22 protein-coding genes and 1 tRNA gene are annotated in these 23980 nt (G+C 72.5%); 6 read left to right on the top strand and 17 right to left on the bottom strand.

Annotation, left to right across the window (positions count from 1 at the left end; genetic code table 11):
• Positions 1-169: 169 nt before the first annotated feature.
• The gene (locus N6H00_RS09200) at positions 170-691 is read left to right on the top strand and encodes a helix-turn-helix domain-containing protein (protein WP_268971097.1); all 522 of its coding nucleotides are present in this window, start codon (positions 170-172) and stop codon (positions 689-691) included.
• Between the two features lie 33 nt (positions 692-724).
• Here N6H00_RS09200 and N6H00_RS09195 read toward each other — a convergent pair whose 3' ends face one another.
• The 13 genes from N6H00_RS09195 to N6H00_RS09135 all read right to left on the bottom strand — a co-directional run bounded on the left by N6H00_RS09195 (position 725) and on the right by N6H00_RS09135 (position 12666).
• Positions 725-1501 carry an SDR family NAD(P)-dependent oxidoreductase gene (locus tag N6H00_RS09195; RefSeq protein WP_268971096.1) on the bottom strand — a complete coding sequence of 259 codons (777 nt, stop codon included), beginning with the start codon at positions 1499-1501 and terminating at the stop codon, positions 725-727.
• 29 nt (positions 1502-1530) lie between these two features.
• Positions 1531-2862 (bottom strand): APC family permease, encoded by a 1332-nt coding sequence (locus tag N6H00_RS09190; RefSeq protein WP_268971095.1) that lies wholly within the window; start codon positions 2860-2862, stop codon positions 1531-1533.
• Positions 2859-3836, bottom strand: coding sequence for a transketolase (locus N6H00_RS09185; RefSeq protein WP_268971094.1), 978 nt, complete (start codon positions 3834-3836; stop codon positions 2859-2861). The genes N6H00_RS09190 and N6H00_RS09185 overlap by 4 nt, the downstream gene beginning before the upstream one ends.
• A complete protein-coding gene (locus tag N6H00_RS09180; protein WP_268971093.1) occupies positions 3833-4693 on the bottom strand; it encodes a transketolase in 861 nt (286 codons plus the stop codon). The genes N6H00_RS09185 and N6H00_RS09180 overlap by 4 nt, the downstream gene beginning before the upstream one ends.
• Complete coding sequence (locus N6H00_RS09175; protein ID WP_268971092.1) at positions 4690-6627, bottom strand: M20/M25/M40 family metallo-hydrolase; 1938 nt, start codon at positions 6625-6627, stop codon at positions 4690-4692. Before N6H00_RS09175 ends, N6H00_RS09180 begins: the two co-directional genes overlap by 4 nt.
• Positions 6624-7664, bottom strand: a complete 1041-nt coding sequence (gene argC, locus N6H00_RS09170) for an N-acetyl-gamma-glutamyl-phosphate reductase (protein WP_268971091.1) — start codon at positions 7662-7664, stop codon at positions 6624-6626. The genes N6H00_RS09175 and argC overlap by 4 nt, the downstream gene beginning before the upstream one ends.
• The gene (locus N6H00_RS09165) at positions 7657-8976 is read right to left on the bottom strand and encodes an aminotransferase class I/II-fold pyridoxal phosphate-dependent enzyme (RefSeq protein ID WP_268971090.1); all 1320 of its coding nucleotides are present in this window, start codon (positions 8974-8976) and stop codon (positions 7657-7659) included. Before N6H00_RS09165 ends, argC begins: the two co-directional genes overlap by 8 nt.
• A complete protein-coding gene (locus tag N6H00_RS09160) occupies positions 8976-9626 on the bottom strand; it encodes a degT/DnrJ/EryC1/StrS aminotransferase (protein ID WP_268971089.1) in 651 nt (216 codons plus the stop codon). Before N6H00_RS09160 ends, N6H00_RS09165 begins: the two co-directional genes overlap by 1 nt.
• Before the next feature lie 75 nt (positions 9627-9701).
• Positions 9702-10586: a RimK family alpha-L-glutamate ligase gene (locus tag N6H00_RS09155; RefSeq protein ID WP_268971088.1), complete on the bottom strand. Its 885-nt coding sequence runs from the start codon at positions 10584-10586 to the stop codon at positions 9702-9704.
• Positions 10583-10774: a lysine biosynthesis protein LysW gene (locus tag N6H00_RS09150; RefSeq protein ID WP_268971087.1), complete on the bottom strand. Its 192-nt coding sequence runs from the start codon at positions 10772-10774 to the stop codon at positions 10583-10585. The genes N6H00_RS09155 and N6H00_RS09150 overlap by 4 nt, the downstream gene beginning before the upstream one ends.
• A gap of 171 nt (positions 10775-10945) precedes the next feature.
• Positions 10946-11338: an SCO5389 family protein gene (locus N6H00_RS09145; protein ID WP_268971086.1), complete on the bottom strand. Its 393-nt coding sequence runs from the start codon at positions 11336-11338 to the stop codon at positions 10946-10948.
• A gap of 47 nt (positions 11339-11385) precedes the next feature.
• Positions 11386-12354, bottom strand: a complete 969-nt coding sequence (locus N6H00_RS09140) for an ATP-binding protein (protein WP_268971085.1) — start codon at positions 12352-12354, stop codon at positions 11386-11388.
• A gap of 227 nt (positions 12355-12581) precedes the next feature.
• Positions 12582-12666: transfer RNA gene (locus N6H00_RS09135), tRNA-Leu, on the bottom strand.
• Positions 12667-12936: 270 nt separating this feature from the next.
• On the opposite strand from N6H00_RS09135, the gene N6H00_RS09130 reads away from it, so the two are divergent.
• Both N6H00_RS09130 and N6H00_RS09125 read left to right on the top strand, forming a co-directional pair.
• A complete protein-coding gene (locus N6H00_RS09130; protein ID WP_268971084.1) occupies positions 12937-14274 on the top strand; it encodes a M20/M25/M40 family metallo-hydrolase in 1338 nt (445 codons plus the stop codon).
• A gap of 324 nt (positions 14275-14598) precedes the next feature.
• Entirely contained in the window at positions 14599-15510 is a 912-nt protein-coding gene (locus tag N6H00_RS09125) for a chaplin (RefSeq protein ID WP_268971083.1), read from the top strand.
• A 131-nt stretch (positions 15511-15641) separates the two neighbouring features.
• Here N6H00_RS09125 and N6H00_RS09120 read toward each other — a convergent pair whose 3' ends face one another.
• Complete coding sequence (locus N6H00_RS09120) at positions 15642-15830, bottom strand: DUF5703 family protein (protein WP_014059547.1); 189 nt, start codon at positions 15828-15830, stop codon at positions 15642-15644.
• Positions 15831-15877: 47 nt separating this feature from the next.
• Here N6H00_RS09120 and N6H00_RS09115 point away from each other — a divergent pair, with 47 nt between their 5' ends.
• Complete coding sequence (locus N6H00_RS09115) at positions 15878-16567, top strand: hypothetical protein (protein ID WP_268971082.1); 690 nt, start codon at positions 15878-15880, stop codon at positions 16565-16567.
• Between the two features lie 117 nt (positions 16568-16684).
• Here N6H00_RS09115 and N6H00_RS09110 read toward each other — a convergent pair whose 3' ends face one another.
• Both N6H00_RS09110 and N6H00_RS09105 read right to left on the bottom strand, forming a co-directional pair.
• Positions 16685-19585: a helix-hairpin-helix domain-containing protein gene (locus N6H00_RS09110; protein WP_268971081.1), complete on the bottom strand. Its 2901-nt coding sequence runs from the start codon at positions 19583-19585 to the stop codon at positions 16685-16687.
• A complete protein-coding gene (locus tag N6H00_RS09105) occupies positions 19582-20562 on the bottom strand; it encodes an aldo/keto reductase (protein WP_268971080.1) in 981 nt (326 codons plus the stop codon). The genes N6H00_RS09110 and N6H00_RS09105 overlap by 4 nt, the downstream gene beginning before the upstream one ends.
• A 126-nt stretch (positions 20563-20688) precedes the next feature.
• Between N6H00_RS09105 and N6H00_RS09100 the strand changes: the two genes are divergently transcribed.
• Together N6H00_RS09100 and N6H00_RS09095 are read left to right on the top strand one after the other, a co-directional pair.
• Positions 20689-21738: an LLM class F420-dependent oxidoreductase gene (locus N6H00_RS09100; RefSeq protein ID WP_268971079.1), complete on the top strand. Its 1050-nt coding sequence runs from the start codon at positions 20689-20691 to the stop codon at positions 21736-21738.
• Positions 21739-22078: 340 nt separating this feature from the next.
• Positions 22079-22876 (top strand): ferritin-like domain-containing protein, encoded by a 798-nt coding sequence (locus N6H00_RS09095; RefSeq protein ID WP_268971078.1) that lies wholly within the window; start codon positions 22079-22081, stop codon positions 22874-22876.
• Between the two features lie 31 nt (positions 22877-22907).
• Here the strand turns inward: N6H00_RS09095 and corA are convergent, their stop codons facing one another.
• Positions 22908-23900: a magnesium/cobalt transporter CorA gene (gene corA / locus N6H00_RS09090; RefSeq protein ID WP_268971077.1), complete on the bottom strand. Its 993-nt coding sequence runs from the start codon at positions 23898-23900 to the stop codon at positions 22908-22910.
• Positions 23901-23980: the final 80 nt, after the last annotated feature.

The raw sequence follows: 23980 nt of genomic DNA, 5'->3' as shown, positions 1-23980 counted from the left end.
TACTAACTGTAACGACCAGTCAGCGAAAAAAATATAACCATTACCGACAGGTGTTCGGTCGGCCGGTATCGGGACGGGAAGCGTTGGGGAGTCCGTCGCTGGACGCTACGGGCGCAGTACCACGGAGCGTCCGGGCCCCGTGGGCACCGTCCTGGCACCGGGAGCAACGATGAGATTCTTCGTAGAACGCCAACTGCGCACGGGAGAGGACCTGCGCCGTACGCGGCCGAGCCACCGTTTGTACTGGCGGCGGATGGCCCACGAGAAGATCCTGCTGTACGGAGGGGCCTGGGCCGGGGGGCAGGGCGACACGCTGCTGCTCCAGGTCGACGACCACGCCGCGCTGCGGAGCGTGCTGGGCGGGGACCCTTACGTCCGGGAACGCATCGTCCTGAGCACCCGCGCCAGGGAGCTGGACGAGGTCTTCACCGGCGGCTCCGCCGCGCCGGCCGGCCCCCATGTCCCGGACGCGGGGCGGCCGGAGATCGAGGCGGGCGAACTGAGTGCCCACGAGCGTCGGCTGACCCGGATGATGCTCGACGGTCTCACCAACCAGCAGATGGCCGAGCGGCTGCGGGTCTCCCCGCGCGCCGTGGAACAGCACATCACCCGGATCTATCGCAAACTCGACATCAGCCGCCGCGCCCAACTCGCCGTGGCCCTGCACGGACGTCCCCCCGTGGCCGCCTGACCCGACGGCACGAGCGGCGCCACCGGCCCACTCTCAGAGCAGGCCGCGGGTGGCGCCGCCGTCCACCGGCAGCACCACTCCGGTGGTGGCTCCCGCGAGCGACGAGGCGAGGAAGGCGGCGGCGGCACCCACCTCGTCCGGTTCCGCCAGCCGCCCGATCGGAATGTCCGCGCTCAACCGCTCCACACCGCCCTCGAGTTCCTCCGCCCACGCCTGGAGCGTGGGCGTACGCGTCATACCGGGGGCGAGCACATTGACCGTCACCGCACGCTCCCCGGCCTCGGCGAGTTCGTGCACCAGCGCCTTGGCGTAACCGACCACCGCCGGGCGGACCGTGTTGGACAGCGCGAGCCCGGGAATCGGCTGCTTGCTGGCCAGCGAGGTGACGAAGAGGATCCGGCCGTAGCCCGCCTGCCGCATATGCGGCAGGGCCGCCCGGGTCAGGGTGATCGCGGAGAGCAGGTTGAGCTCCACCGCCGCCCGGTAGTCCGGCACGCCGAACCGCTCGGCACCCCCCTCCGGCGGGCTCCCCGCGTTGGCGACCACCACATGCGGCCCGCCGTGCAGACCGGCCACCTCCTCGACCCAGCCCTCCACCGCGGCGTGATCGGTGACGTCCAGCGCCTTCCCGTGCACCGCCCCGGGCGCCTCCTCCTCCAGCAGGCTCAACGCCTCCCGCAGCCGGGCGGGGGAGCGCCCGCACACCGATACGGTGGCGCCCTCCCCGGCCAGCCGGCGGGCCACCGCGAGCCCGATGCCGCTCGTACCGGCCGCGACCAGCGCGACCCGCCCCTTCAGCCCCAGATCCACTGCACCCTCCTCGGACGTCTTCCGGCCACTTACTCTGCCCGCTCCGGCAGCGGCGCGCAGGCGTTCACCATCCTCGGCGCCTCGGACTTCGGCGAGCCGGCCGTCCGCACCCGTTCCCGGAGCCGCGCCGACCACCACTGCCCGCCGACCGCCGCCGCTCCCAGCACCACCGGAAGGATCAGGAACCACCCGGAGAACGCCAGGACGACGCTCATCACCGCGGCCGCGACGACCGCGCCCCACCACACGGCGCTGCCCCGGGGCAGCAGCCGCACCCCCGCCACCAGACCGGCCACCGTGACCGCGATGAAGCACGCGGACGCGGCCAGCATGACCTTCCCCAGACCGGTGTCCGTCAGCAGCGCGAAGGCGCACACCAGCCCGCTGAGCACGAACAGCAGGGCCAGGCTGCGGCGCGGCACCTCACCGGGCCGGTGGCCCTTGGCGAGCGGGGCCGGCAGCACACCGTCCCGGGCGAGCGCCGCCCCGAGCCGGGAGGCCCCGGCCAGGTAGGAGTTCATGGTGCCGAAGGTGAGCAGCATGGCCATCACCGCGGTGATGGCGGAGGCGGACGAGCCGATACCGCGCTGGAGCAGCAGCGTCAACGGGGCGTCGGACTCGGCGAGTTCGGGCCCCAGCACCAGCACACAGGTCACCGCGAGACCCAGGTAGAGCACCCCGATGACCACCAAGGTGGCCGCCGTGACCCGGCGCAGATCCCGGCGCGGATCGCGGAATTCACCGGACAGATGGGTGACCGCCTCCCACCCCGCGAAGGTGAAGAACAGCAGGCTGGCGGCCTGTCCGATGGCCGCCCCGCCGTGCGGCGCGAAGGGGGTGAGGTTCGAGGTGCGGGCGTGGGGCAGCGCGGTGAGCACGGCGATCAGCAGCAGCACCGCCAGCAGCCCCACCAGCACCAGCTGCACCCGGGCCGACATCCGCAGCCCCACCGCGTTGCTGGCGAACGCCGCCAGCAGCAGGCCCGCGGCCACCGCCAGCGTGACCCGCTGTCCGGCACCCAGCGCGTGGGCCGCGTACTGGCCTCCGACGTAGGCCGTGGCCGGTGCCCCGGCGGGCAGGGCGAAGTAGAACCAGTACCCCACCGCGCCGGACAGACGTGACCCGAAGGCCTTGGACACGAAGGTGGCCACCCCGCCGCTGTCCGGGTACCGCGCGCCGAGCGCGGCGAAGCTCGTGGCCACCGGTACGCAGAACAGCAGCAGCGCCAGCCACGCCAGCAGGGAGGCGGGGCCCGCCGCCCGCGCCGCGAGCGCGGGCAGCGCCAGAATGCCGGCGCCCAGGATCGCGCCCACGTAGATCGCGGTCCCCTGCCCCAGCCCCACCCGGTGCTGCGTACTCATGTCGACTTCCCCTTCCCCATCCCGTTTACCGTCCCCATCTCCGTCCCGCCCGCGAGCGGCGGTTCCTCCCACGGGGCCAGCGCCTCCCACACCGCGGCCTCGTTCAGTCCCAGCTGGTCGAGCACCTGCTCATGGCTGCCGCCCCGGCTCGGCCAGCCCTCGCCCGCGTTCACCGAGCGCACCACGCGCCCGGACAGCAGCAGGGCGAGCGCGGAGCCGACGCTCCCGGCGGGCCGGTGCTCCTCGACCACGACGAACCTGTCGTACCGCCCGGCCAGTTCCGCGGCGGCCAGCTCCAGATGCGGCTGGTCGACGAAGCACAGATGCGCGTGCGCGAGCCCGGGGTCGGCCCGGCGCACCGCCAGGCACAGCTCGGTGCCGACCTCACCGACCGACACCAGGCAGGTACGGTCCGGCCGCGCGCCCGCGTCGTCCCAGTTGACCACCGGCGGGTCCGTCCCCTGCCACGGCAGGCTCACCGGGGCGGCGTTGCGCCCGGTGCGCACGTAGTGCGGGGTGCCGGTGCGCGCGGCCCGGCGGATGACCGCGCGCATCTCCTGCTCCCCGTAGGGGGCGGCGATCGTGACGCCGGGTATCGCCCGTACGACGGCGAAGTCCTCCAGGCAGTGGTGGGTGGTGCCGAACCAGCCGCCGGACACCCCGGCGTACGGGGCCACCACGGTGATACCGGCGCCCAGGTAGCCCAGGGCGAGCTTCAGGCTCTCCGCCGCGCGCAGCGCGGCGAACGGCGCGAAGGTGGAGACGAAGGGCTGGTAGCCGCCGGCCGCCAGCCCGGCGGCCATGTCGACCATGGCGCCCTCGGCGATGCCGACGTTGAAGAAGCGGTCGGGATACGCGGTCGCGAAGGGGTGGGAACGGCCGCCGAGGTCGGCCTCCAGGCACAGGATCCGGGGGTTGTCCGCGGCGATGCTCGTCAGTTCCTCGCGGTAGGCGGTACGTCCGGGCAGTGTCATCGCACGATCCTCTTCCAGTTGGTGGCCCGCGCGGCGTCGATGGTCACGTAGTGCGAGGCGGCCTTGCCCTCGACCGGGCGGAGCCCCTTGCCCTTGACGGTGTCCGCGATGATCGCCAACGGCCGTGTGGCGGCCGACCGGTCCGGCTCCAGCAGTTCCCGGAGGGCGGCCACATCGTGCCCGTCCGCCTCGCGCACCTCGAAGCCGAACGCCTCGAACCGCTCGGCCAGCCGCGGCTGCGGGGAGATGTCCGCCACCAGGCCGTCGTTCTGGCCGCCGTTGCGGTCCACGAAGAGCACCAGATTGCCGACCTGTTGCGCGGCGGCGACCTGGCAGGTCTCCCAGACCAGCCCCTCCTGGAGCTCGCCGTCCCCGGCGACGGCGATGCCCAGGCCGCCCGAGCCGGAGAGCCTGCGGCTCAGGGCCCAGCCCAGCGCGTAGGGCACCCCGTGGCCGAGGCTTCCGGTCGGGAAGCGGACGCCCGGCACGGCGGGCCCCGGATGACCGGTGAAGTGGTGGGTCGGGGCGCCGTAGTGCGGCACCGGGTCCTCCGGGAGGATTCCGGTCACGTACAGCGCCGCGTACAGCCCCGCGGCGGCGTGCCCCTTGCTCAGCACCACCTGGCTGCCGTCGTCGGACGAGGCCGTCCGGTCCAGCGCGGCGATCAGGATGTCCATCGCCGACAGGCTGCCGCCGAGATGGCAGCCGGTCGGCGAGGCGGCCATGTCGATCACCATGCGGCGGGCGGTCAGCGCCCGCTCCCGCAGCACATCGGGGAGGGTCCGGTGGGGGGCGGGTCGCTCGGCGACGGCTCCGCCGACACCGTGCGGCCCGGCCTCCGTGACGGTCGCCGTCATGCCGCCTCCTCCCCGGTCCGGGCGGCGCGCCCGCCGTCGTCGGCTCCCGCGCCGCTGAGCGCGAAGAACCCGGTGACCGCCTCGTGCAGCACGGTGCGGGCCCTGCGGTACTCGGCCGCGTCGATGTGCTCGTGTTCGGTGTGGTCCAGGGCCGAGTCGCCCGGTCCGTAGGCCACCATGGGTACCCCCCGCCATGTCGTGGCCAGGGTGTTCATATCGGATGTGCCCTTCTTCAGCAGGAATCGGGGACGGATGCCGCTGCGGCCGAAACCGCGGCTGAAGGCCCTGGCCAGCGGCGTCGAGCGGGGGCCGGTGAAGCCCGGCGTGGCGCGCAGGAACTCGATCCGCACGTCCTCGCCCGCCGCGTCCAGGGCCCTGGCGCGCAGCGCGTCGAGGTCCGCGGCCGGCGGTACCCGGAAGTTGAGGATCGCGGTGGCCGACTGGCTGCCGGCATCGGCCGAGCAGCTGACGTCGATGACCGCGCTCAGGGCGTCGTCGGCCTCCTTCAGCACGGCCGCCCGGATCGCCTCCAGCGACTCGATCAGGTGGTCGGGCGCGGACCGGGCCTGGAAGCCGGCCGAGTGGCCGCTGCGCACCGTCGCGGTCACCCGCAGCTTGAACAGCCCGAAGTAGCCGAGGGTGAGGGCGGCCGAACCGCTCGGCTCGCCCACCACGACCGCGTCCGCCGGATAGTGGTCGCGTACGTGGAAGGCCCCCTTGGACGAGGAGACCTCCTCCTCCACCGCGCCGACGACGCGCAGCCGCCAGCCCTCGGGGACGGTCGCGTCGGCCAGTACGTCGAGGAAGGCGGCCATGGACGCCTTGGCGTCCACGCTGCCCCGCCCGTGCAGCACCGCGTCCCCGGTGCTCGTGTCATCCGTGCCCGCGTCATCCGCGGCGCCGGATTCCCAGCGCACCGGCCAGGTGAACGGGACGGTGTCCAGATGGCCCAGGAGCAGCAGGGTGCGCGGTCCCGTGCCGCGCTCCGCGACCAGGTTGCCGGCCTCGTCGCGCCAGGCCCGCAGCTCCCGCTGCCGGCACCAGTGCACCAGGTAGTCCACCAGCTCGTGTTCGTCGTAGGAGGTGGAGGGGATCTGCACGGTCCGGCTGAGCAGGGCCAGGTCCGCGGCCGGTTCCTCGGCCGCCCAGAACCGGGTCCAGCCGTCCGGATCAGCCATGGTGTGCGGCCCGGTCACCGCGACGTCCGCCGTGCCCTGCAGCCCCAGCTCCGCCGCCCGCACCTTCTGCTTCATCCGGCCGCCCGCGTACTGGGCGGCCGTGCCCGGGAACGCGTCGCGCAGGGTGGAGCCGGGGTCCGCGGGGTCGGTGAGGATCCCCGCGGTCCCGGTGACCAGCCGCAGATGGTCCGCGCCCAGCGCGTTGGCCAGCGTCGCGGCCAGCACGTCGGCGTCGACGTTGAGTTCGCTGCCGCCGGCGGTGTCCCGCACCGGCGGGGAGAGGCAGACCACGTCGTAGGCGTCCAGCAGCGCCGTGAGCCGCTCGGTGTCCACGCCCTCCGCCGTGCCCGCGCGGTGGTCCCTGATCACCTTGGACCGGCCGTCCGCCATCACCCGCAGCGGACGGTTGACGACCCCGGTCACCAGGCCGCCGTGGGCCGCCACGGCGGTGAAGACCGCCAGGCCGAGCGCGGTGAGGCCGGCTTCCACCATGGGGAGCGTGACCTGCTGGTAGGCGGCGACGATATGCGGCATCTCCGCCGGAGGGCAGTAGCGCACGGTGTCGCCGTTGCGCAGGGTGAGTTCGGGCATGGCCCGGCCGATGGACCGGTAGTGGCGCTCGATGCCCTCGGCGCCCCCGGCCACCAGCAGCACCCGCGCCCCGCGCCGGCGGACGGCGGCGATCTCGTCGAAGACCTGGGGATGCAGCAGGGTGCTGCTGCCGACCTTGATCACATACAGGGGCCGTCCGCTCATGGTGTCACCGCCGTGAAGGGAAGGGCTGTGGACTGCTCGAATCCGTGGAGGAGGTTGAGGGCCTGCACCGCCTGTCCGGCCGCGCCCTTGAGCAGGTTGTCGAGCGCGGCGACGGCCACGAACCGGTCCTCGCGGACCGACACCGCCACCTCGGCCATGTTGGAGCCGACCACGCTCTTGAGCATCGGGAAGTCCCCGGGCGTCTTCAGCGCGGTGCGCACCCGGACGAACGGGGTCTTCGCGTACGTCTTGCCGTAGGCACGTTTGACGTCCAGCCGGGAGACCTCCGGGCGCAGCGGACCGTACGCGGAGATCAGGATGCCCCGCGAGACGTCCAGGCTGTAGGTGGAGAACCGCAGCCGCGGGGCGCGGCCGGAGAACGTGTGCAGCGCCTGCACGATCTCCGGGGCGTGCCGGTGCCCGAACGGCTTGTGCACCCGGAAGTTGCCGATCCGCTCCGCGGGGTGCTCCGAGGACTTCGCTCCGCTGCCACTGGCCCCGGTCTTGGCGTCCACGACGACCTCGTCACCCACCAGGTCGGCGGCGACCAGCGGTTGCAGCGCGTAGAGCGTGGTGACGGCCATGCAGCCGGGCAGGTTGATGAACCGGGCGTCGGCGGGCGGCGGGGAGAACTCCGGGACGAAGTAGTGGAACGGCTGGTCCCACCCGGCCGACTCGGGATAGTGGGCGGCGGCCTCCTCAGGGTCGGTGAGCCGGAAGTCCCCGGCCAGGTTGATCACCCGCTCCGCCCGCTCCGAGAGCTTGGGCATCCGCGGCGGCAGCGCCCCGGTGGGCAGGCAGCCGAAGGCCACGTCCACCTCGTCGCAGGCGTCCAGCGGCTGGAACCGTAACCCGGCGGCGGCGGGGTGATTGCGCACCCCGGCCAGCACGGAGGTGATGGGGTGCCCGCTGTAGCGCTCCGAGGACAGATAGGCGAGTTCCACTCGCGGGTGGTCCAGCAGCAGCCGGACCAGTTCCGCACCGGTGTAGCCGCTGGCGCCGAGTACGGCCACCCGCAGCCGGTCGTTGTCAGCCAAGGCGGGCCGCCTTCTCATAGGGCCGCCGGTACTCACGCTCGGCGACGAGCTTGCGGATGGCGTCGGGACGGGCGGCGACCTTGCGGAAGGCGTCCGCGTAGCGGGTCGCCCGCTCGTACTCCACCGGGGAGCGCAGCTCACGGCAGAGCACCACGGTGCGGTCCAGCATGGCGACCACGTTCGGGAAGTCCTGCGGCTCGTGGTCCCGGACCGCGGCCGGGTTGAGCGTGAACGGGTAGCCGTTGCCGAAGCCCGCCCGCTCCCGGAAGGGCAGGTGGCAGGGGATGGGGGTGTTCTGCCACTCGCGGGCCGGCACGCCCTCGGCGGTGAGCAGCTCGTGCACGGCCTCCTTCACCGCCCAGACGGGCAGGTCCTCCAGGCCGACGGCCTCGGGCACCAGATTGACGCGGTACATGTTGTACGCGTGGACGTGGCCGTCCGGCACGTACGGCGGGGTGAACAGACCGGTCTCCCGCAGCGCGTCGGCCAGCAGCGCCGCGTTGCGGGCCCGTATCGCGTCGTAGTAGGGCAGCCGGGCCAGCTGGCTCGCGCCGAACGCGGCAGCCACCCAGGACATCCCGTAGTCGATGCCGTTCCGGTCGAGGAACTCCGTCGTCCGGTCGTACGCCTCGTCGCTTGCGAAGAAGGCGATACCGCCCTCGCCGCCGAGCGGGAAGTTCTTGTCCGCCATCAGGCTCTGTCCGGCGGCGTCCCCGAGGGAGCCGCAGATCTGCTCACCGATCTTCGCGGAGTGGGCGTGCGAGGCGTCCTCCACCAGCGCCAGCCCGTGCCGGCCGCAGACCGCGCGCAGCGCGGCGACGTCCGCGGGCAGCCCGTGGACATGCACCGGCATGATGGCCCGGGTGCGCTCGGTGACCGCCGCCTCGGCGGCCTCGGCCGACATGCAGTACGTCCGCGGATCGATGTCGACGAAGACCGGCACGGCCTTGGCGGCCACGACCGCCTGCGCGGTGGCGATGAAGGTGAAGGCGGGGACGATCACCTCGTCACCGGGCTGCACACCGGCCCCGATCAGGGCCAGATGGAGGCTGGAGGTACCGCTCGCGGTGGGGAGCGCCCGGTGGGCGCCCACGTAGGCGCGGTAGCTCTCGGCGAAGTCGGCCACCACCTTGTCCGGGGCGGACCGCTGCGCCAGCAGCATGGTGAAGACATCCTCCTTGGTGATCACCGGGAAGATGGTGCGCCGCATCTCCTTGGGGATCATCGCCCCGCCGCCGAATTCGGCGAGTTCGGCCGCGACCTCCGCGGGGTCGGGCAGCGGGAGCGGAGCCGACGGGAAGTCCGTGATCATCAGTTGGTCCCTCCGGTCTTGACGGGCGTACGCGGGCCGACCTGCCTGAGTGCCATCCGGATGCAGGCCGCGACCAGCGGGCTGAGCCGGTAGTTGAACTGGACGCCCGGGGCCAGGCCGGGTTCGGCCTCCTCCTGCGTCCACATCGTGCGCAGATCGAAGGCGCCGAATATCTTCAGCCGCTCGGCCCGCGCCCAGATCCGCTCGTCATCGGTGAGCAGGGCCGCCGCCGGCCCGAAGCCGAGCCCGGTGAAGTCCACGGCCAGCGCCGGAGCGCTTGCGGCCGCGGCGGCCTCCCGGAACCGGCCGGCGTTCTCGGGGGTGAGGCTCAACAGGTCGAAGGCCGGTCCGCCGGCCTCCGATCCGGCTTCCTGGACGGCCTCCTGTACGCCGAGCCAGCTGACGAAGGAGCGGTCGCGCCGATCGAGTTCGGGCAGCACGGCGTGGTCACCGTGCCCGATGCCCTGGCCGCACAGCGCCGCGTGGATCGCGGCCGTCCGGCTGTTGACCAGAACCACCCTGGCACGGCCGCCGAGTTTGGCCAGCAGCCTCTCCAGAGAGGGCAGCTCCTTGTCGTTCTTCTCGATGCTCATCACGACACCGGAGGTCAGTACCCGGGTCAGAACGAGCGCAGCGTCGTATTGTTCCATGAAATATCCCCTTGAAAAGGTGACAGTGGTTCTGGAGATTCCCCGTGGTGTTACTGATGCCGGTGGCGTGATGGCTCAGGCGGCCACCGAGAGCCGCCGGGAGCCGAGGAGACCGGCGACGTATTCGGCATAACGGCCTGCCACATCGACGCCATGCGCTTCGGAGGAGCGCGCGAATTCCGGATTGGCGTTGATCTCCAGAACCGTCAGCTCACCCGTGAGGCGGTCCTCCACCAGGTCCACCCCGTAGAAACCGGGGCCGAGGGCGGAAACCGTCAGGGCGCACAGCCGCTCGATGTCCGCGGTGATCTCGACGCGTTCCACCTCGGCGCCCAGATGCGTATTGGTGCGCCAGTTGTCGGACTTCCGGCGGAAGGCCACGACCGGGGTCTCCCCGATCACCACGACGCGCAGGTCATGGCCCGGCTTGTCCACGTACTCCTGCACCAGCACGGGAAAGAGCTTCCCGGCCGCGTCGGCGGACTCCCGCCCGCCCGTCCACGCCTCCAGTTCGCCCTCGTCGGCCAGGCGGGTGACCCCGCGCCCCCACGAGCCGGAGGGCGGTTTCACCACCACCGGCTGGCCGAGCTCGACGACGGCGGAGCGGACCTGGTCGTAGCTGAACGCGTGCCGGGTCACCGGGTGGGGGACGCCGTGCCGCGCGAAGAGCAGGGCCTGAAGGCCCTTGTCGTTGCACACTTCGATGGCCGAGGGGCTGTTCAGGGTCTCGATCCCGGCCTGCTCGAGCCGGCGGGCGGTACCGATGGCCTCACGGTGGGACAGGTTCCTGAGCAGGACGATCTCGGGTCGGGCCGTTTCGTCCGAGAGGACTTCGGCGATGTCCGGCGGCAGCACCGGACGGGCCGTCAGCCCCTGGGCGCGCAAGGCGTCCAGGAGCCGACGCTCGTCGGGGCGCAGCACGGTCACCGACAGCAGGACGTCGGTGGCTGCGACGGTCATTCGCCCCAGTCCTCCTCGACCTCCGGCGCCAGCGCGACCTGGTAGCCGTTGTCGGCCCCGCTGGTCAGCTCGTGCTCCTGACCGCACGTCCCGCATTCGATGATCTCGCCCGTCTCCGCGCCGTTCTCAATTTCCAGCTCGCTGTCGCAGACGAGGCAGACCGTGTTCTTTTCGACCGTTACCGGCATGGCTTTCCCTTCCCGATGATGACGAGGGATTCGACCGGTCCGGAATCGGCTCCGCGTTTCCGGACACCAATGACGGTACGGATGGGGGCCGCCTGCGGGCACTACGGGATCACGTAGGCGCAGCCCCAGGCCAATGGCCTGGGGCTGCGCGGGTTCTCGGGCGACCGGGGATCAGCAGTCGCGGAGTTCGGGCGACTGGTTGAGGATCTGGGACCGCGTGGAGACGAAGGTGGCGTAGGCCGGACCCTCTTCCGCACCGGGGCGGAACGCGGCCACCCGATGGCAGTTCATGAAGGCGAGGGTAATGCCGAAGTGGCGTTCCAGGCTGCCGCGGATGGCGTCGCTGGCCAGGGCGCGCAGCAGCTGCCCCCGCTCGGCCTCGGACGGCGGCGGGGTCTGGTTGTCGGTGAACTCCGCGTCCCCGGAACGGAGTTCGTCCGCCAGACGGGCGATGAGGTCATAGGCGTACGGCAGTGAGTCGCGCACGGTGGCGACGAAGTCCCGCTCGGAGACCTCGCCCTGCTCGGCCTGGGCCAGAAGTTCGGGGGAGACGGTCAGTGACATGCGAAGGGTGCCCCAATCGGTCGGGTCGTGAAGACGGCGGGCGGTGGTCAGTGCGATGCGGCGGCGTCGGCGAGTGCGGCCGGTCCATGGCGGAACGCGGGATCGACCTGGGCGCTCAGGTCCTGGCCGGTGGCGCGATCGGCCCAGGCACGGGCGTTGCGCAGATGGAAGGAGACGGCCTGCCGCTGGAAGGTGTCCCAGTCCTTGGGCCGGGAGTCCACGGCGGCGCGCAGCTGCTCCAGGGCCAGGCGGTGCTCGGGTTCCAGCTCCCCGGTGGCGCGGCCCTGTTCCCGGGCGCGGACCCAGTCGGAGTGGCCGAGGCACACCAGCAGGTCGTCCCCGATGTGCTCCTTGAGGAAGAGCCGGTCGTCCTCGCCGGCCACCTTGTTGCCGACCACGGCGAGCGGCACCCCGAACTCGGCGGCGTGCTCCTTGTACTGGCGGTAGACGGACACGCCCTTGAGGGTGGGTTCGGCGACCAGGAAGGTCATGTCGAAGCGGGTGAACAGCCCGGAGGCGAAGGAGTCGGCACCGGCGGTCATGTCGACGACGACGTACTCCCCGGCGCCGTCCACCAGATGGTTCAGATACAGCTCGACGGCGCCGAGCTTGGAGTGGTAGCACGCCACGCCGAGGTCCTCCTCGGCGAACGCCCCGGTGGTCATCAGCCGCACTCCGTCCACGTCCCGTACGTGCCGGGCGTGCACCGGGTCGGAGCCGAGCAGGCGCAGCAGCCGGGACCCACGTCCCGGCGGGGTGGTCTTGACCATGGCGTCGAGGGAGGCGATGCGCGGGTTGTCGCCGCGCAGGTACTCCTTGATCTCGGCGGTGCGGTCGGCGAGCGGCACGATCTCGCGCAGCGCGTTCCCGTCCAGCCCCAGGGCGGTGCCCAGATGCTGGTTGATGTCGGCGTCGATCGCCACGACGGGGGCGTGCGAACGGGCCAGGTGCTGGGCGAAGAGGGCGGAGAGGGTGGTCTTGCCACTGCCGCCCTTGCCGACGAACGCGGTGCGCATGTCCGCGCATCACCTCCAGATGAATATGAATGTCATATCGCGTAAGGGAAGGCTTCCCCAGGCGCGGACCCCGTGTCAAGTCGCCCTGCCCGAGCAGGAGATGGCCGTACGCTGCGGCGTTGGGGGAGAGGAGGGAGGAGGGGGGAGACGGCATCCGGACCGCACGAAAACGCGAACGGTGCCGACCGGATTCCGGTCGGCACCGTTCGCGTGCCTGTTCACTCTTGTGTCCGAGGGGGGACTTGAACCCCCACGCCCGATAAAGGGCACTAGCACCTCAAGCTAGCGCGTCTGCCATTCCGCCACCCGGACCAGGTGTCTGCCGGTCGGCCCGTGGCCGTTCCGACATGGAAAACCATAGCAAACATCGGGACGTGCTCGATCACGGCAGCTCACGCCCCGGAGGGCGGTACCGGGGCCGGTCCCCGGCCGGGACGGGGGCGTGGGTGTGTGACGGGGACATGACGGCGGTATTGCTGCCTTGGGCTTGGCGGGCGAGCGGGGGAGGATGGGGCAGGTGACCCCTGCCGTGGGCGGGCCGTACCTGGGCTTCTCGCGGCAGCGCAACGACAAGGAGGCATCGTGAGTGAGTCGCTTTCGGGCGCGACGACGACCGGGACGGTCAGCGGCGAGGACGAGGTGGTCGACCTCTGCCGTGACCTGATCCGGATCGACACCAGTAACTACGGCGACCACTCCGGCCCCGGTGAGCGCGCGGCCGCCGAGTACGTCGCCGAGAAGCTCGCCGAGGTGGGGCTCGAGCCGAAGATCTTCGAGTCGCACAAGGGCCGGGCGTCGACCGTGGCGCGGATCGAGGGGGAGGACCCGTCCCGCCCGGCGCTGCTCATCCACGGCCACACCGACGTGGTACCGGCCAACGCCGAGGACTGGACCCACCACCCCTTCTCCGGCGAGATCGCGGACGGCTGCGTCTGGGGCCGGGGCGCGGTGGACATGAAGGACATGGACGCGATGACCCTCGCGGTCGTACGGGACCGGCTGCGCAGCGGCCGCAAGCCCCCGCGCGACATCGTGCTGGCCTTCCTCGCCGATGAGGAGGCGGGCGGCGTCTACGGTGCCAAGCACCTGGTCAAGAACCACCCCGACCTGTTCGAGGGCGTGACGGAGGCGATCGGCGAGGTCGGCGGCTTCTCGTTCACCGTCAACGAGGACCTGCGGCTCTACCTGATCGAGACCGCCCAGAAGGGCATGCACTGGATGCGGCTCACGGTGGACGGCACCGCCGGGCACGGTTCGATGACCAACAACGACAACGCCATCACCGAGCTGACCGAGGCCGTCGGGCGGCTCGGGCGGCACAAGTTCCCGGTGCGGGTCACCAAGACCGTGCGGTCCTTCCTGGACGAGCTGTCCGACGCGCTCGGCACCCCGCTCGACCCGGAGAACATGGAGGAGACGCTCGCCAAGCTCGGCGGCATCGCGAAGATCATCGGGGCCACGCTGCAGAACACCGCCGCCCCGACCATGCTCAGCGCCGGCTACAAGGTCAACGTCATTCCCGGGCAGGCCACCGCGCATGTGGACGGGCGCTTCCTGCCGGGGTTCGAGGAGGAGTTCCTGGCCGACCTCGACCGCATCCTCGGCCCGCGCGTCAAGCGGGAGGACGTGCACGCGGACAAGGCGCTGGAGACGAGCTTCGACGGGGCGCTGGTCGAGGCCATGCAGTCGGCGCTGAAGGCCGAGGACCCGATCGCCCGCGCCGTGCCGTACTGCCTCTCGGGCGGTACCGACGCGAAGTCCTTCGACGACCTCGGCATCCGCTGCTTCGGCTTCGCGCCGCTGCGGCTGCCCCCCGAGCTGGACTTCGCCGGGATGTTCCACGGGGTCGACGAGCGGGTGCCGGTGGACGGGCTGAAGTTCGGCGTCAGGGTGCTGGACCGGTTCCTGGACGCCTGCTGAGGGCCGCACGATCGGCCTAATCGATCACACATACCGAAGGAACCAAAAAGGGTGAATGGTGTCGTAGCTTGATAGCTTGATTGCTCCTTCCTCGTTACATGGGGTGTGCGGCCCGTAACCGGGCCGCGATGCCGACAAGGGGGTGGTGCTGTGCCCCGCCTTCGGCAACTACCGCATCGATCACGTGACATCGGGTCACGGTCCACCGGAGTGCGAACCGGGCGGTCTCGGAGTGTGCGCGCTCCGGGCGCCCGGGGATGGGGGTGCGGGCGAGACCGCCCGCGCGCACTCCGGCCGGACGGAAGGCTAGGGGAGCAGAAAGTTATGCGACAGGTTGCGAAAAAGGGCCTGATCACCGTGGCCGCGGCGAGCGGCGTTCTCGCCGTCACCGGCGGCTACGCCCAGGCGGCGGGTTCGGGGGCGGACGGCGGCGCCGCCCATTCGCCGGGTGTCGTCTCGGGCAACAACATCCAGGTCCCGGTGCGGGTGCCGGTGAACCTGTGCAACAACACGGTGAGCGTCGTCGGCTTCCTCAATGGCGCCGGTGGGGGGCAGTGCGGCGACCGGTCCGGCGGTGGTTCGGGCGGCTCGTCCGGCGGCGGTGCGCAGACCGGTGGCTCGCAGGCGCAGGGCAGCACCGGCGGCTCGCCGGGAATCGGCTCCGGCAACAACATCCAGGTTCCGGCCGAGGTCCCGGTCAACGTCTGCGGGAACGGCATCAACGTGATCGGGACCGGCAACAGCAGCGGCGGTGGCGACTGCGGCCAGCTGGTCCCGGCCGTTCCGGAGAACCCGGAGGAGCCGGGCGAGCCCGGTAACCCCGGTGAGCCCGGTAACCCTGGCGAGCCTGGGAATCCCGGAGAGCCTGGTAACCCGGGTGAGCCCGGCAACCCCGGAAATCCGGGTGAGCCTGGTAACCCCGGCAACCCTGGCGAGCCCGGTAACCCGGGCAACCCCGGGAACCCGGGCAACCCCGGTGACCCGGACGAGCCCGGCAACCCTGGCGACTCCGGTGGTTCGAACCCCGGCGGTGGCTCGGACCCCGGCTCCTCCTCGCCGGGGCACCAGGCTGACCAGACCGGAGTCCATGGCCTCGACCCGTCCGCGAACCTCGGCAGCAAGGAGCAGCTGGCACAGACCGGCGCCGGCCCCGTGGAGCTGGCCATTCCGGCCGCCGCGGGCATGCTGCTCGCGGGCACGGTGCTCTACCGGCGGGCCCGTGCGGCGCAGCGCTGACCAGGCACCGCACACCACACCTCACACACCGCGCGGCACACACCGGACCTCGTACTCCGGGTGACCGTGGCGTCACGTCCGGCGGGCCCCGCGACAAGCGGGGCCCGCTCGGTGTCGTCCGTCCCGGCCCGCTACCAGGTGGCCCGGAGCTGGCGGATGATGCGGCGCCGCAATCGCACTCTGCGGCTGCCGTCGGGGTTGAGTCTCAGGCGGTCCAACTCCCAGTGTCCGTACTCGGCATGGTCGGTGAGCAGGCGGGTCGTGGCCTTGCGGGAAACACCGCGCGGCACGTACACATCACAGAATTCGTATTCCGGCATCGCATCTATTGTGCGGGAACTGCCCTGCTACGGATAGCGTCTGCACTATGTCTGATGCTGCGCAGCCATCCGCTGCCGAGGTACGCGCCGCCGCCGAAGCGGTGAAAGCCGCACTGGACCGTCACCTCGAGGCTGTCGAACGCCGGTCGGGGGAAGGCGACCCGGCCGTCTATGCCGCGTTCAACGAACTGGCCGCGGCAGCCGAGGTCTACGACGAACTGCTCTATGACGCCTACGACGAGGTGACGCCTTTCGAGATCCCTGGTGACGACAGCCTCCCCGCCTACGCCGGGCCGGAGGAGCCGAGCGCGCTGAGCGTGCTGATCCGCAGGGACTATGTCGTCGTCGAACCGCAGCGGCTGCTCTCGCAGGCGCAGCGGATCGCCGACCTGGATCCGGACATCGACACGGGGAACGACGGGCAGGGCGGCGGGGCGGCCGCCGGGGAGAGTGTGCACACCGCGCTGGGTGTGGTCTTCGGCGAGTTCGAGGCGGACGAGATCGCCTCTCGGCACAAGGAGTTCGGCCTGGAGGAGGGCGACTCCACGCTCTGGGTGGTGGCGGACGAGGAGCCCCCGGAACCGGGGGAGTGGCTGTCCGCCCCCTTCGATCAGGCAGATCCGCATATGGTCGTGTGCCGCTTCGATGTGAGCTCGGTCTTCGACGAGGAGCTGGACGAAGAGGAGCTCGACGAGGAGGACGAGGACGACCTGGAGGTGCTGGAGCCGGGCAGCTGAGCACCGCGGCCCCCCCGGACTGCCTGGCCCCGGACCGCTCGGCTACGAGGCGAGCGGTCCGGGGCCGTGGCGTACCAGGGGTCCGGCCGGGGACCGGGCCGGGACCGGGGTCGCTGGTCAGCCGGCGGACTCGGCCGGGACCTGGGCCTGGAGCAGGGCGCGCAGCCGGGTGGTGCGCTCCTTGAAGGGAATCTCCGCCACCGCCCGTGGCAGCGCCGCCTCCGCGCCGTGCACCACCGACAGATGGCGCTCACCGCGGCCGAAGGCCGTGTAGACCCAGGCGCGGGTCAGGCCCGCCGCCGCGTCGCCCGGCAGCACCACCACGGCCGCGGGCCAGCGCGTGCCGCACGCCTGGTGGGCGGTGACGGCCCAGCCGTGCCGTACCAGCTCGCCCACCTCCTCGCGGGGCACCAGCACGGGGGCGCCCGCGCAGTCCAGACGCAGCCCCTCGGCGTCGGCCGAGACCACGGTGCCCGGCACCGTACGCCCCGGGGCCGGGGTGTACGCCACGCGGTCGCCCGGGTCGAAGCCGCCGAACCGGCCGGGGCCGGGGTTGAGGCGGTTCTTCAGGGCGGCGTTGAGCGCACGGGTGCCGGCCGCGCCGCCGTGGCCCGGGGTGATCACCTGGGTCTGCTCCGCCGGGACGCCGATCGCACGGGGCACCGAGTCGGCGACGAGCTGCACGGTGCGGTGCACCGCCTCGCCCGCGTCCCGCACGGGCACGATCACGACCTCCTTGCCGGGCGCCTCCACCTGATTGAGCTCGCCGATCCCGATGCCCGAGACCAGCTCGCCGATGGGACCCGGATCGGGGGTGCGGGAGACGACCTGCGGACAGCGACGGGCCGCCACCAGATCCGCGAAGACCCGGCCGGGACCGGCCGACCACAGCACCCCGGGGTCCCCGCTCAGCACCAGACGGGCGCCGTCCGGAAGCGACTCGACGAGCATCGCGGCCGCTTCCACATCGAGCTGCGGGGCGTCCAGCACGGCGAGCAGATCGAGCGCCAGCGCCCCCTCCTCGTCGCGCCCGGGGCCCTGGGAGTCGGCCAGCAGCCCGGCGACGGTGACGGCCGCCGAGGCGGCCTCCGGGCCGGCGCCCGGGGCCTCGCCCAGCGCCGCGGCCAGCCGCCGCCTGCCGTCCTCGCTGTGTGCGGCCGCGTAGGCCCGCAGGCCCATGGCACGGGCCGCGGCGACCAGCGCCGCCGGTTCGGCGCGCGCCGCCTCGCCACCGCTGTGGGCGACCAGGCCGTGGGCCGCGACGGTGCGGATGAGCTCCGCGGCGGAGGCGGTCGGCGCCGCGGCGGCCGCGCTCTCCCAGCCGGGCGCGGTGGGATCGCTCGCGGTGGGCTCGCCCGCGGGCGCCGCATCGGCCGTGGCATCGGCCGCCGCACCGCCCGGCGGGGTGGCGAAGGTGCTCGCCAGCCGGGCGAGACCGTCGGCCAGGCTCTCCTCCGCCAGGGCATAGCGGTCCAGCCCCAGCAGCACCCGCACCGGCTGCTCGGCGTCCTCCTCGCCGGCGGCCGGGGAGCGGGACCCCGCCGGGGCGTCGAGCGCGTCCTGGAAGACCAGCACCGCGCCCTCCGCGATAGCGGTGCGCAGCGCCTCGTCCGGATCGGGCACGGACCTCTTGGCGAGGGCTTCACGCAGCGCGGACGACTCCAGCGCGGTGTGGCCCTCGAGGGCGGCGCGCTCCAGCAGCCAGCCGGTGAGCGCCAGCGCACGGCGCTCGTCGCCGGGCTCACAGGCCGGGCCGAGGAGAGTGCGGGCGAAGCCGTCCGCGTGGTCCGGGCGTACACCGGGGACGGCCAGCAGCCGCCAGGGGTCCGCGCGCAGCGCCTCGGCGGCGCGCTCCCCGAGGGTCTCGACGACGGCTGCGGCCAGGGTCTCGGGCGCGCCGCCCGCCGCGAGGACCTGCCGGACGTCGCCGCTGCCGGGGATCTCGCCCCCGGGGCCGGGCGCCGGGCGGGCCGACGGCCGCCGCACGGGGGCGGGGGCGGGGGCCGCCGCACGGGGCTGTTCGCGCACCGGCGCGGCGGGGGCGGCGGGCGCCGCCGGTCGGGAGGCCGGGGCGTCGTTGAAGAACGACGCGGCCGACCGCTCACCGCTCTCCACGGCCCGTACGGCGGCGGCCAGCGCCTCGGCCGCCGCCGACCGCTTGCCTTTACCGACCGCTCCGCCCCCACCACCGGGGGCAGCCGGACCCTCCGCACCCTCGCCGCTCGCGCGGCGTGGGCTCCCTTCGGGGCCGCCGGGTCCGCCCTGGGCCGTGTCCCCGCTCGCCTCGGCCGGGCTCGGCGTTGTCGTGTCCTCGGGGCCGTCCTGGTCTGCCGTTGGGTCGGAGCCGTGCCCGGCGGGCGGGGTCTGCCCAGGGCCGGTGTCCGTGCTGTGGGGGCCCGCTTGGGCGGAGGCTTCAGCGGTGCCGGGTGCGCCCTGTCCGGTGGGCGCGGAAGCCTCGGCTGTCGTGTCCGGGGCCGTGTCCCCGCTCGCCTCGGCCGGGCTCGGCGTTGTCGCGTCCTCGGGGCCGTCCTGGTCTGCCGTTGGGTCGGAGCCGTGCCCGGCGGGCGGGGTCTGCCCAGGGCCGGTGTCCGTGCTGTGGGGGCCGGCTTCTGTGGCGGGGCCGTCGGGAGCGCCTGCCGGAGGCTGTTGGCCGTGGGCGCCTCGGGCGCCGTGCGGGCCCCCGGCAGCGGGGGCCTCGGCATCGTCGGCGCGACCGGTGGCCGCCGCCGGGTCGTCCGGGTCCGCCCCTGCGGGGGCGTCCGCGGCGCCGGGCTCGCTGTGGTCGCCCGGCGCGGCTCCGGTGCGGTCCGGGTCCGGGTGCGTCCCGGTGGCCGGGGCCGCCGCGTCACTCGGGCCCGCCTCTGCGGGGGCCTCCGCGGTGCCGGGGCCGTCCGGGGCGGGCTCGCCGGGGGAACCCGGCTCCGGGGGGCCGGTGTGCTCCGGCTCCGCCGGCTCGGGCTTCGGGCCGGCCTCCTCGGGCGCCGATGCGGCCTCGCCGGCGAGGCGGTCGGTACTCACAGCGTGCTCCAGTCCTGATCGGGATAGCGGTGCACGGGCGCCGACACATCGTCGAGCGCCTGGCAGATCTCGTCCGGAAGACTAAGGCTCTCCGCCGACAGCGCCGCCCTGAGCTGCTGTGCGTTGCGCGCGCCGACGATCGGCGCGGTCACACCCGGGCGGTCGCGGACCCAGGCCAGTGCCACGTTGAGCGGGGTGGTGGCCAGGCCGTCGGCGGCTATGGCGACCGCCTCCACGATCCGGCCCGCCTCCTCGTCCAGATACGGCGCGACGAAGGCCGCGAGCTCGGAGGCGCCGCGCGAGTCGGCGGGGGTCGCATGGCGGTACTTGCCGGTCAGCACACCGCGGCCGAGCGGCGAGGACGGCAGCAGCCCGACGCCGAGGTCGAGGGCGGCGGGCAGCACCTCGCGCTCCACACCGCGCTGAAGCAGCGAGTACTCCATCTGGGTGCTGGCCAGCGGGGTGTGGGCCCCGGAGGAGGCCAGCTGCCAGGTGGCGGCCTTCGCGAGCTGCCAGCCGCTGAAGTTGGACACCCCCACATAGCGGGCCCGGCCGCTGCTGACCGCGATGTCCAGCGCCTGCAAGGTCTCCTCGAGCGGGGTGAACGGGTCGAAGGCGTGCACCTGCCACAGGTCGACGTAGTCTGTGCCCAGCCGCTCCAGGGAGGCGTCCAGCGCGGCCAGCAGATGGCCGCGCGAACCGTCGAAGCGGCGGTCGGGATCGGGCACGCTGCCGGCCTTCGTGGCGATCTGTAGATCGCGCCGCGGCAGCAGCCCCTCCAGCAGCTGCCCCAGGAGGTATTCGGCGCCGCCGTCCGCGTACACATCCGCGGTGTCGACAAGCGTGCCGCCCGCCTCCCAGAACGTCTTGAGCTGATCGGCGGCGTCGTGTTCGTCGGTGTCCCGCCCCCAGGTGAGCGTGCCGAGCCCGAGCCGGGAAACGCGCAGGCCCGTGCGGCCGAGGTGCCTTAGCTCCATGAACGTCGAGATTACTGGCCGGAATGCGCCCCGTGGCAGCCTGTGGATAACCCACCCCTGACGCATCCCGGCCGTGCGCGCTAGAGTCCCCGCAACAGCGACGTTACTGATCAGTAAGGGGTGCGTATGAGGCTCGGCATCAACCTCGGCTACTGGGGCGCCGGAATGGACGCGGACAACCTCGCGGTCGCCCGCGAGGCCGACCGGCTCGGCTATGCCGTCTGCTGGGCCGCCGAAGCCTACGGTTCGGACGCCGCCACCGTGCTCTCGTGGGTCGCCGCGCAGACCGAGCGCATCGACGTCGGCTCCGCCATCTTCCAGATCCCGGCCCGCACCCCGGCCATGACGGCCATGACCGCCGCCACCCTCGACACCCTCTCCGGGGGCCGCTTCCGCCTCGGACTCGGCGTCTCGGGGCCCCAGGTGTCCGAGGGCTGGTACGGCGTACGGTTCGACAAGCCGCTGGCCCGCACCCGCGAGTACGTGGAGATCATCCGCAAGGCGATGTCGCGCGAGCGGCTGACGCACGAGGGCCAGAACTGGACCCTGCCGCTGCCCGGCGGCCCCGGCAAGCCCATCAAGCTGACCGTCCACCCGGTGCGGGAGCACATCCCGCTCTACATCGCGGCCATCGGCCCGAAGAACCTGGAGCAGACCGGCGAGATCGCCGATGGCGCGCTGGTCCTGTTCTACGCGCCGGAGCACGCGGAGGAGACCACCCTCCGCCATCTGCGCGCGGGCCGGGCCACGGCGGGCAAGGACCTCGACGGCTTCGACGTGGTGCCCACCGTCCCCGTGGCCCTCGGCGACGACGTCCGCGCCCTGGCCGACCAGTTCCGTCCGTACACCGCGCTCTACGTGGGCGGTATGGGCAGCGCGAAGCAGAACTTCTACAACAAGCTGGCGCAGCGCCTGGGGTACGAGAAGGAGGCCGCCGAGATCCAGGAGAAGTACCTCTCCGGGGACAAGGAGGGCGCCGCCGCGGCCGTGCCCCACGACCTGATCGACTCCACCGCACTGCTCGGCCCCGTGGAGCGCATCGCCGACCGTATGCAGGCGTACGCGGAGGCCGGGGTCACCACCTTGTCGCTCAACCCCTCGGGCTTCACGCTGGAGGAGCGGCTGGCCGGGCTGCGGGCGGGCGTCGAGGCCCTGGAGCGGGCCGGGCTCGCGTAACCCCGGCGAGGCCGTGCCGGGAAGGTTCAGCGGCCGTGGTGGGGGCTCGGGGGTCTTCCCCGCCACGGCCGTCGTCCAGCACAACGCCGCCGGCGCCCAGGGGTTACGCGGACGCGGTGCCCGAGAGGTCCCCCGTCCGGCCGAACCGGGCGCCTGAGCTGTTGCCGCCGCGCCGAGGGGGCCGTTGACTTTTTCTGCGCTGTCTTCTGCGCTGCCCCCGCGCGGACGCGGACGTCGGCACGACGAGTGCACGACACATGCACGGCAAACGCACGGCTAACGGACGACAAGCGCGCGGCGGCGTACGGCAGCGCACGACCAGCGCACGGAGGTGGCGGCGATGCTCTCGGCGAAAAGCGTGTTCCAGGAGATCCTCGACAACGACGAGTCGTTCCGGCTCTTCTGCTCCGTCGCGGCCAGCGGGGAGGCCCAGGGAGGCTGGGAGAACGGCCGGATCGCCGCCCTCGTGCCCGAGAGTCTGCGCGACCTCGCGCCCAAGATCGCCCGCCACGGCGCCGACGAGGACAAACACGGCCGGATCTTCAACGCACTGCTCCGCAAGCGCGCTCTGGAGCCCATGGAGGTGCCGCCCGAGGCCGACTACACGATGTTGCTGGAGGCGCGGGGCATTGGCCTCGCCCATGACAAGCTGCGCCGCGACGAGCGGCTCACCGAGCACGACATCGTGATCTATCTCACCCACAGCCGGGTCACCGAACAGCGCGCCTCCGCGCAGATGGTGATGTTGCGCAGGTACTTCGGCGACCACCCCGACCTCGGCCGCGCGGTGCGCATGATCGCCGAGGACGAGGACAACCATCTCGCCTACTGCCACGAGGAGCTACTGCGCCTGGCCGCCGCCGGGTACGGCCGGACCATCCAGCGGGCCCTGCGGGAGAGCGCGCTCGTCGAGATCGCCGTGTACCGGGACGTCAGCCTCGCCGTGATGGCCCATATGGGGCGCGTTCTCGGCTGGTCCAGGGCGAAGTGCGCGCTGCTCGCGGCCGGGATCCACGCCCTGTACGGGTATGAGCGGCTGGGCGGCTGGCGGCGCATGGTGGCGCTGCGGATGCCCGAGCGGCGGAACGCGCTGGGCGGGTCCGCGCAGACCGCTTCCGAGGCGCCCGAGTTGGTCTGAGCACGGGGCCCGGCGGGGCGGCGGCGCCGGGTCAGAGCCAGCCGCGCCGCTTGAACCAGCGGTACAGCAGGACGATCACGCCCGCCATGAGCGCGAGCGCCCCCGGGTACCCCCAGGGCTGTCTCAGCTCGGGCATATGCGTGAAATTCATGCCGTAGATCCCGGCGATCATCGTCGGCACCGCGGCCATCGCCGCCCACGCCGAGATCTTGCGCATGTCGTCGTTCTGCCGCACGCCCATCTGTGCCAGATGGGCGGAGAGGATGTCCGACAGCAGCCGGTCCAGCCCCTCCACATGCTCGTTCACCCGGGTCAGATGGTCGCTGACATCGCGGAAAAACGGCCGTGAGCCCTCGTGCACGAACGGCACCCCGGTACCCGCGAGCCGCTCCATCGGGTCCGCCAACGGCCCGGCCGACCGGCGGAATTCCATCACCTCGCGCTTGAAGGCGTAGATCCGCCCGGCGGTGTTCTGCCCGGCGGTCCCGTTCGGGGCGAACACCTCCGTCTCCAGCTCCTCCAGATCCGCGTGCAGACCGTCGGCGACGTCCAGATAGTGGTCCACGACCGCGTCGGACACCGCGTACATCACGGCCGTCGGCCCGTGCTGGAGCACCTCGGGGGCCTTCTCCAGCCGGTCGCGCACCGAGCCGAGCGGATTGGCCTGGCCGTGCCGTACGGTCACCACGAAGGAGTCACCGACGAAGACCATCAGTTCACCCGCGGTGACGGTACCGGCCTTCTCGTCGTACTGGACCGGCTTGAGCACCAGGAACAGCGAATCGTCATAGACCTCCAGCTTCGGCCTCTGGTGGGCGCTCAGGGCGTCCTCGACGGCCAGGGGATGCAGCCCGAACTCGCTGGTCACCAGCTCGAACTCGTTCTCGGTCGGCTCATGCAGCCCGATCCACAAGAAGGCGTCCCCACTCGCGCGCGCCTGATCGAGGGCGTCGGAGAAGTCGGCGGGTCCCTCGGTGCGGCACCCGTCCCGGTAGATGGCACAATCCACGATCACGCCGGGCATTGTGCCTCGGGTGACGCGGATCCGCACGGGGGACCGGACCGGGAGCCGGTGCGCACCCGGGCGAGCGGCGGCCGCCGGGG

It is taken from the genome of Streptomyces sp. S465, assembly GCF_026898115.1.
Taxonomy (GTDB): domain Bacteria; phylum Actinomycetota; class Actinomycetes; order Streptomycetales; family Streptomycetaceae; genus Streptomyces; species Streptomyces luomodiensis.
Note: the sequence above shows the minus strand (reverse complement) of the source record. Positions and strands in the feature narration are given on the sequence as shown.

What these genes read in the sequence shown, in the direction of transcription:
- N6H00_RS09200 (WP_268971097.1), top strand. Translation starts at nt 170, where the DNA reads ATGAGATTCTTCGTAGAACGCCAACTGCGCACGGGAGAGGACCTGCGC.
- N6H00_RS09190 (WP_268971095.1), bottom strand. Translation starts at nt 2,862, where the DNA reads ATGAGTACGCAGCACCGGGTGGGGCTGGGGCAGGGGACCGCGATCTAC.
- N6H00_RS09185 (WP_268971094.1), bottom strand. Translation starts at nt 3,836, where the DNA reads ATGACACTGCCCGGACGTACCGCCTACCGCGAGGAACTGACGAGCATC.
- N6H00_RS09180 (WP_268971093.1), bottom strand. Translation starts at nt 4,693, where the DNA reads ATGACGGCGACCGTCACGGAGGCCGGGCCGCACGGTGTCGGCGGAGCC.
- N6H00_RS09175 (WP_268971092.1), bottom strand. Translation starts at nt 6,627, where the DNA reads ATGAGCGGACGGCCCCTGTATGTGATCAAGGTCGGCAGCAGCACCCTG.
- N6H00_RS09165 (WP_268971090.1), bottom strand. Translation starts at nt 8,976, where the DNA reads ATGATCACGGACTTCCCGTCGGCTCCGCTCCCGCTGCCCGACCCCGCG.
- N6H00_RS09160 (WP_268971089.1), bottom strand. Translation starts at nt 9,626, where the DNA reads ATGGAACAATACGACGCTGCGCTCGTTCTGACCCGGGTACTGACCTCC.
- N6H00_RS09155 (WP_268971088.1), bottom strand. Translation starts at nt 10,586, where the DNA reads ATGACCGTCGCAGCCACCGACGTCCTGCTGTCGGTGACCGTGCTGCGC.
- N6H00_RS09150 (WP_268971087.1), bottom strand. Translation starts at nt 10,774, where the DNA reads ATGCCGGTAACGGTCGAAAAGAACACGGTCTGCCTCGTCTGCGACAGC.
- N6H00_RS09145 (WP_268971086.1), bottom strand. Translation starts at nt 11,338, where the DNA reads ATGTCACTGACCGTCTCCCCCGAACTTCTGGCCCAGGCCGAGCAGGGC.
- N6H00_RS09140 (WP_268971085.1), bottom strand. Translation starts at nt 12,354, where the DNA reads ATGCGCACCGCGTTCGTCGGCAAGGGCGGCAGTGGCAAGACCACCCTC.
- N6H00_RS09125 (WP_268971083.1), top strand. Translation starts at nt 14,599, where the DNA reads ATGCGACAGGTTGCGAAAAAGGGCCTGATCACCGTGGCCGCGGCGAGC.
- N6H00_RS09120 (WP_014059547.1), bottom strand. Translation starts at nt 15,830, where the DNA reads ATGCCGGAATACGAATTCTGTGATGTGTACGTGCCGCGCGGTGTTTCC.
- N6H00_RS09115 (WP_268971082.1), top strand. Translation starts at nt 15,878, where the DNA reads ATGTCTGATGCTGCGCAGCCATCCGCTGCCGAGGTACGCGCCGCCGCC.
- N6H00_RS09105 (WP_268971080.1), bottom strand. Translation starts at nt 20,562, where the DNA reads ATGGAGCTAAGGCACCTCGGCCGCACGGGCCTGCGCGTTTCCCGGCTC.
- N6H00_RS09100 (WP_268971079.1), top strand. Translation starts at nt 20,689, where the DNA reads ATGAGGCTCGGCATCAACCTCGGCTACTGGGGCGCCGGAATGGACGCG.
- N6H00_RS09095 (WP_268971078.1), top strand. Translation starts at nt 22,079, where the DNA reads ATGCTCTCGGCGAAAAGCGTGTTCCAGGAGATCCTCGACAACGACGAG.
- corA (WP_268971077.1), bottom strand. Translation starts at nt 23,900, where the DNA reads ATGCCCGGCGTGATCGTGGATTGTGCCATCTACCGGGACGGGTGCCGC.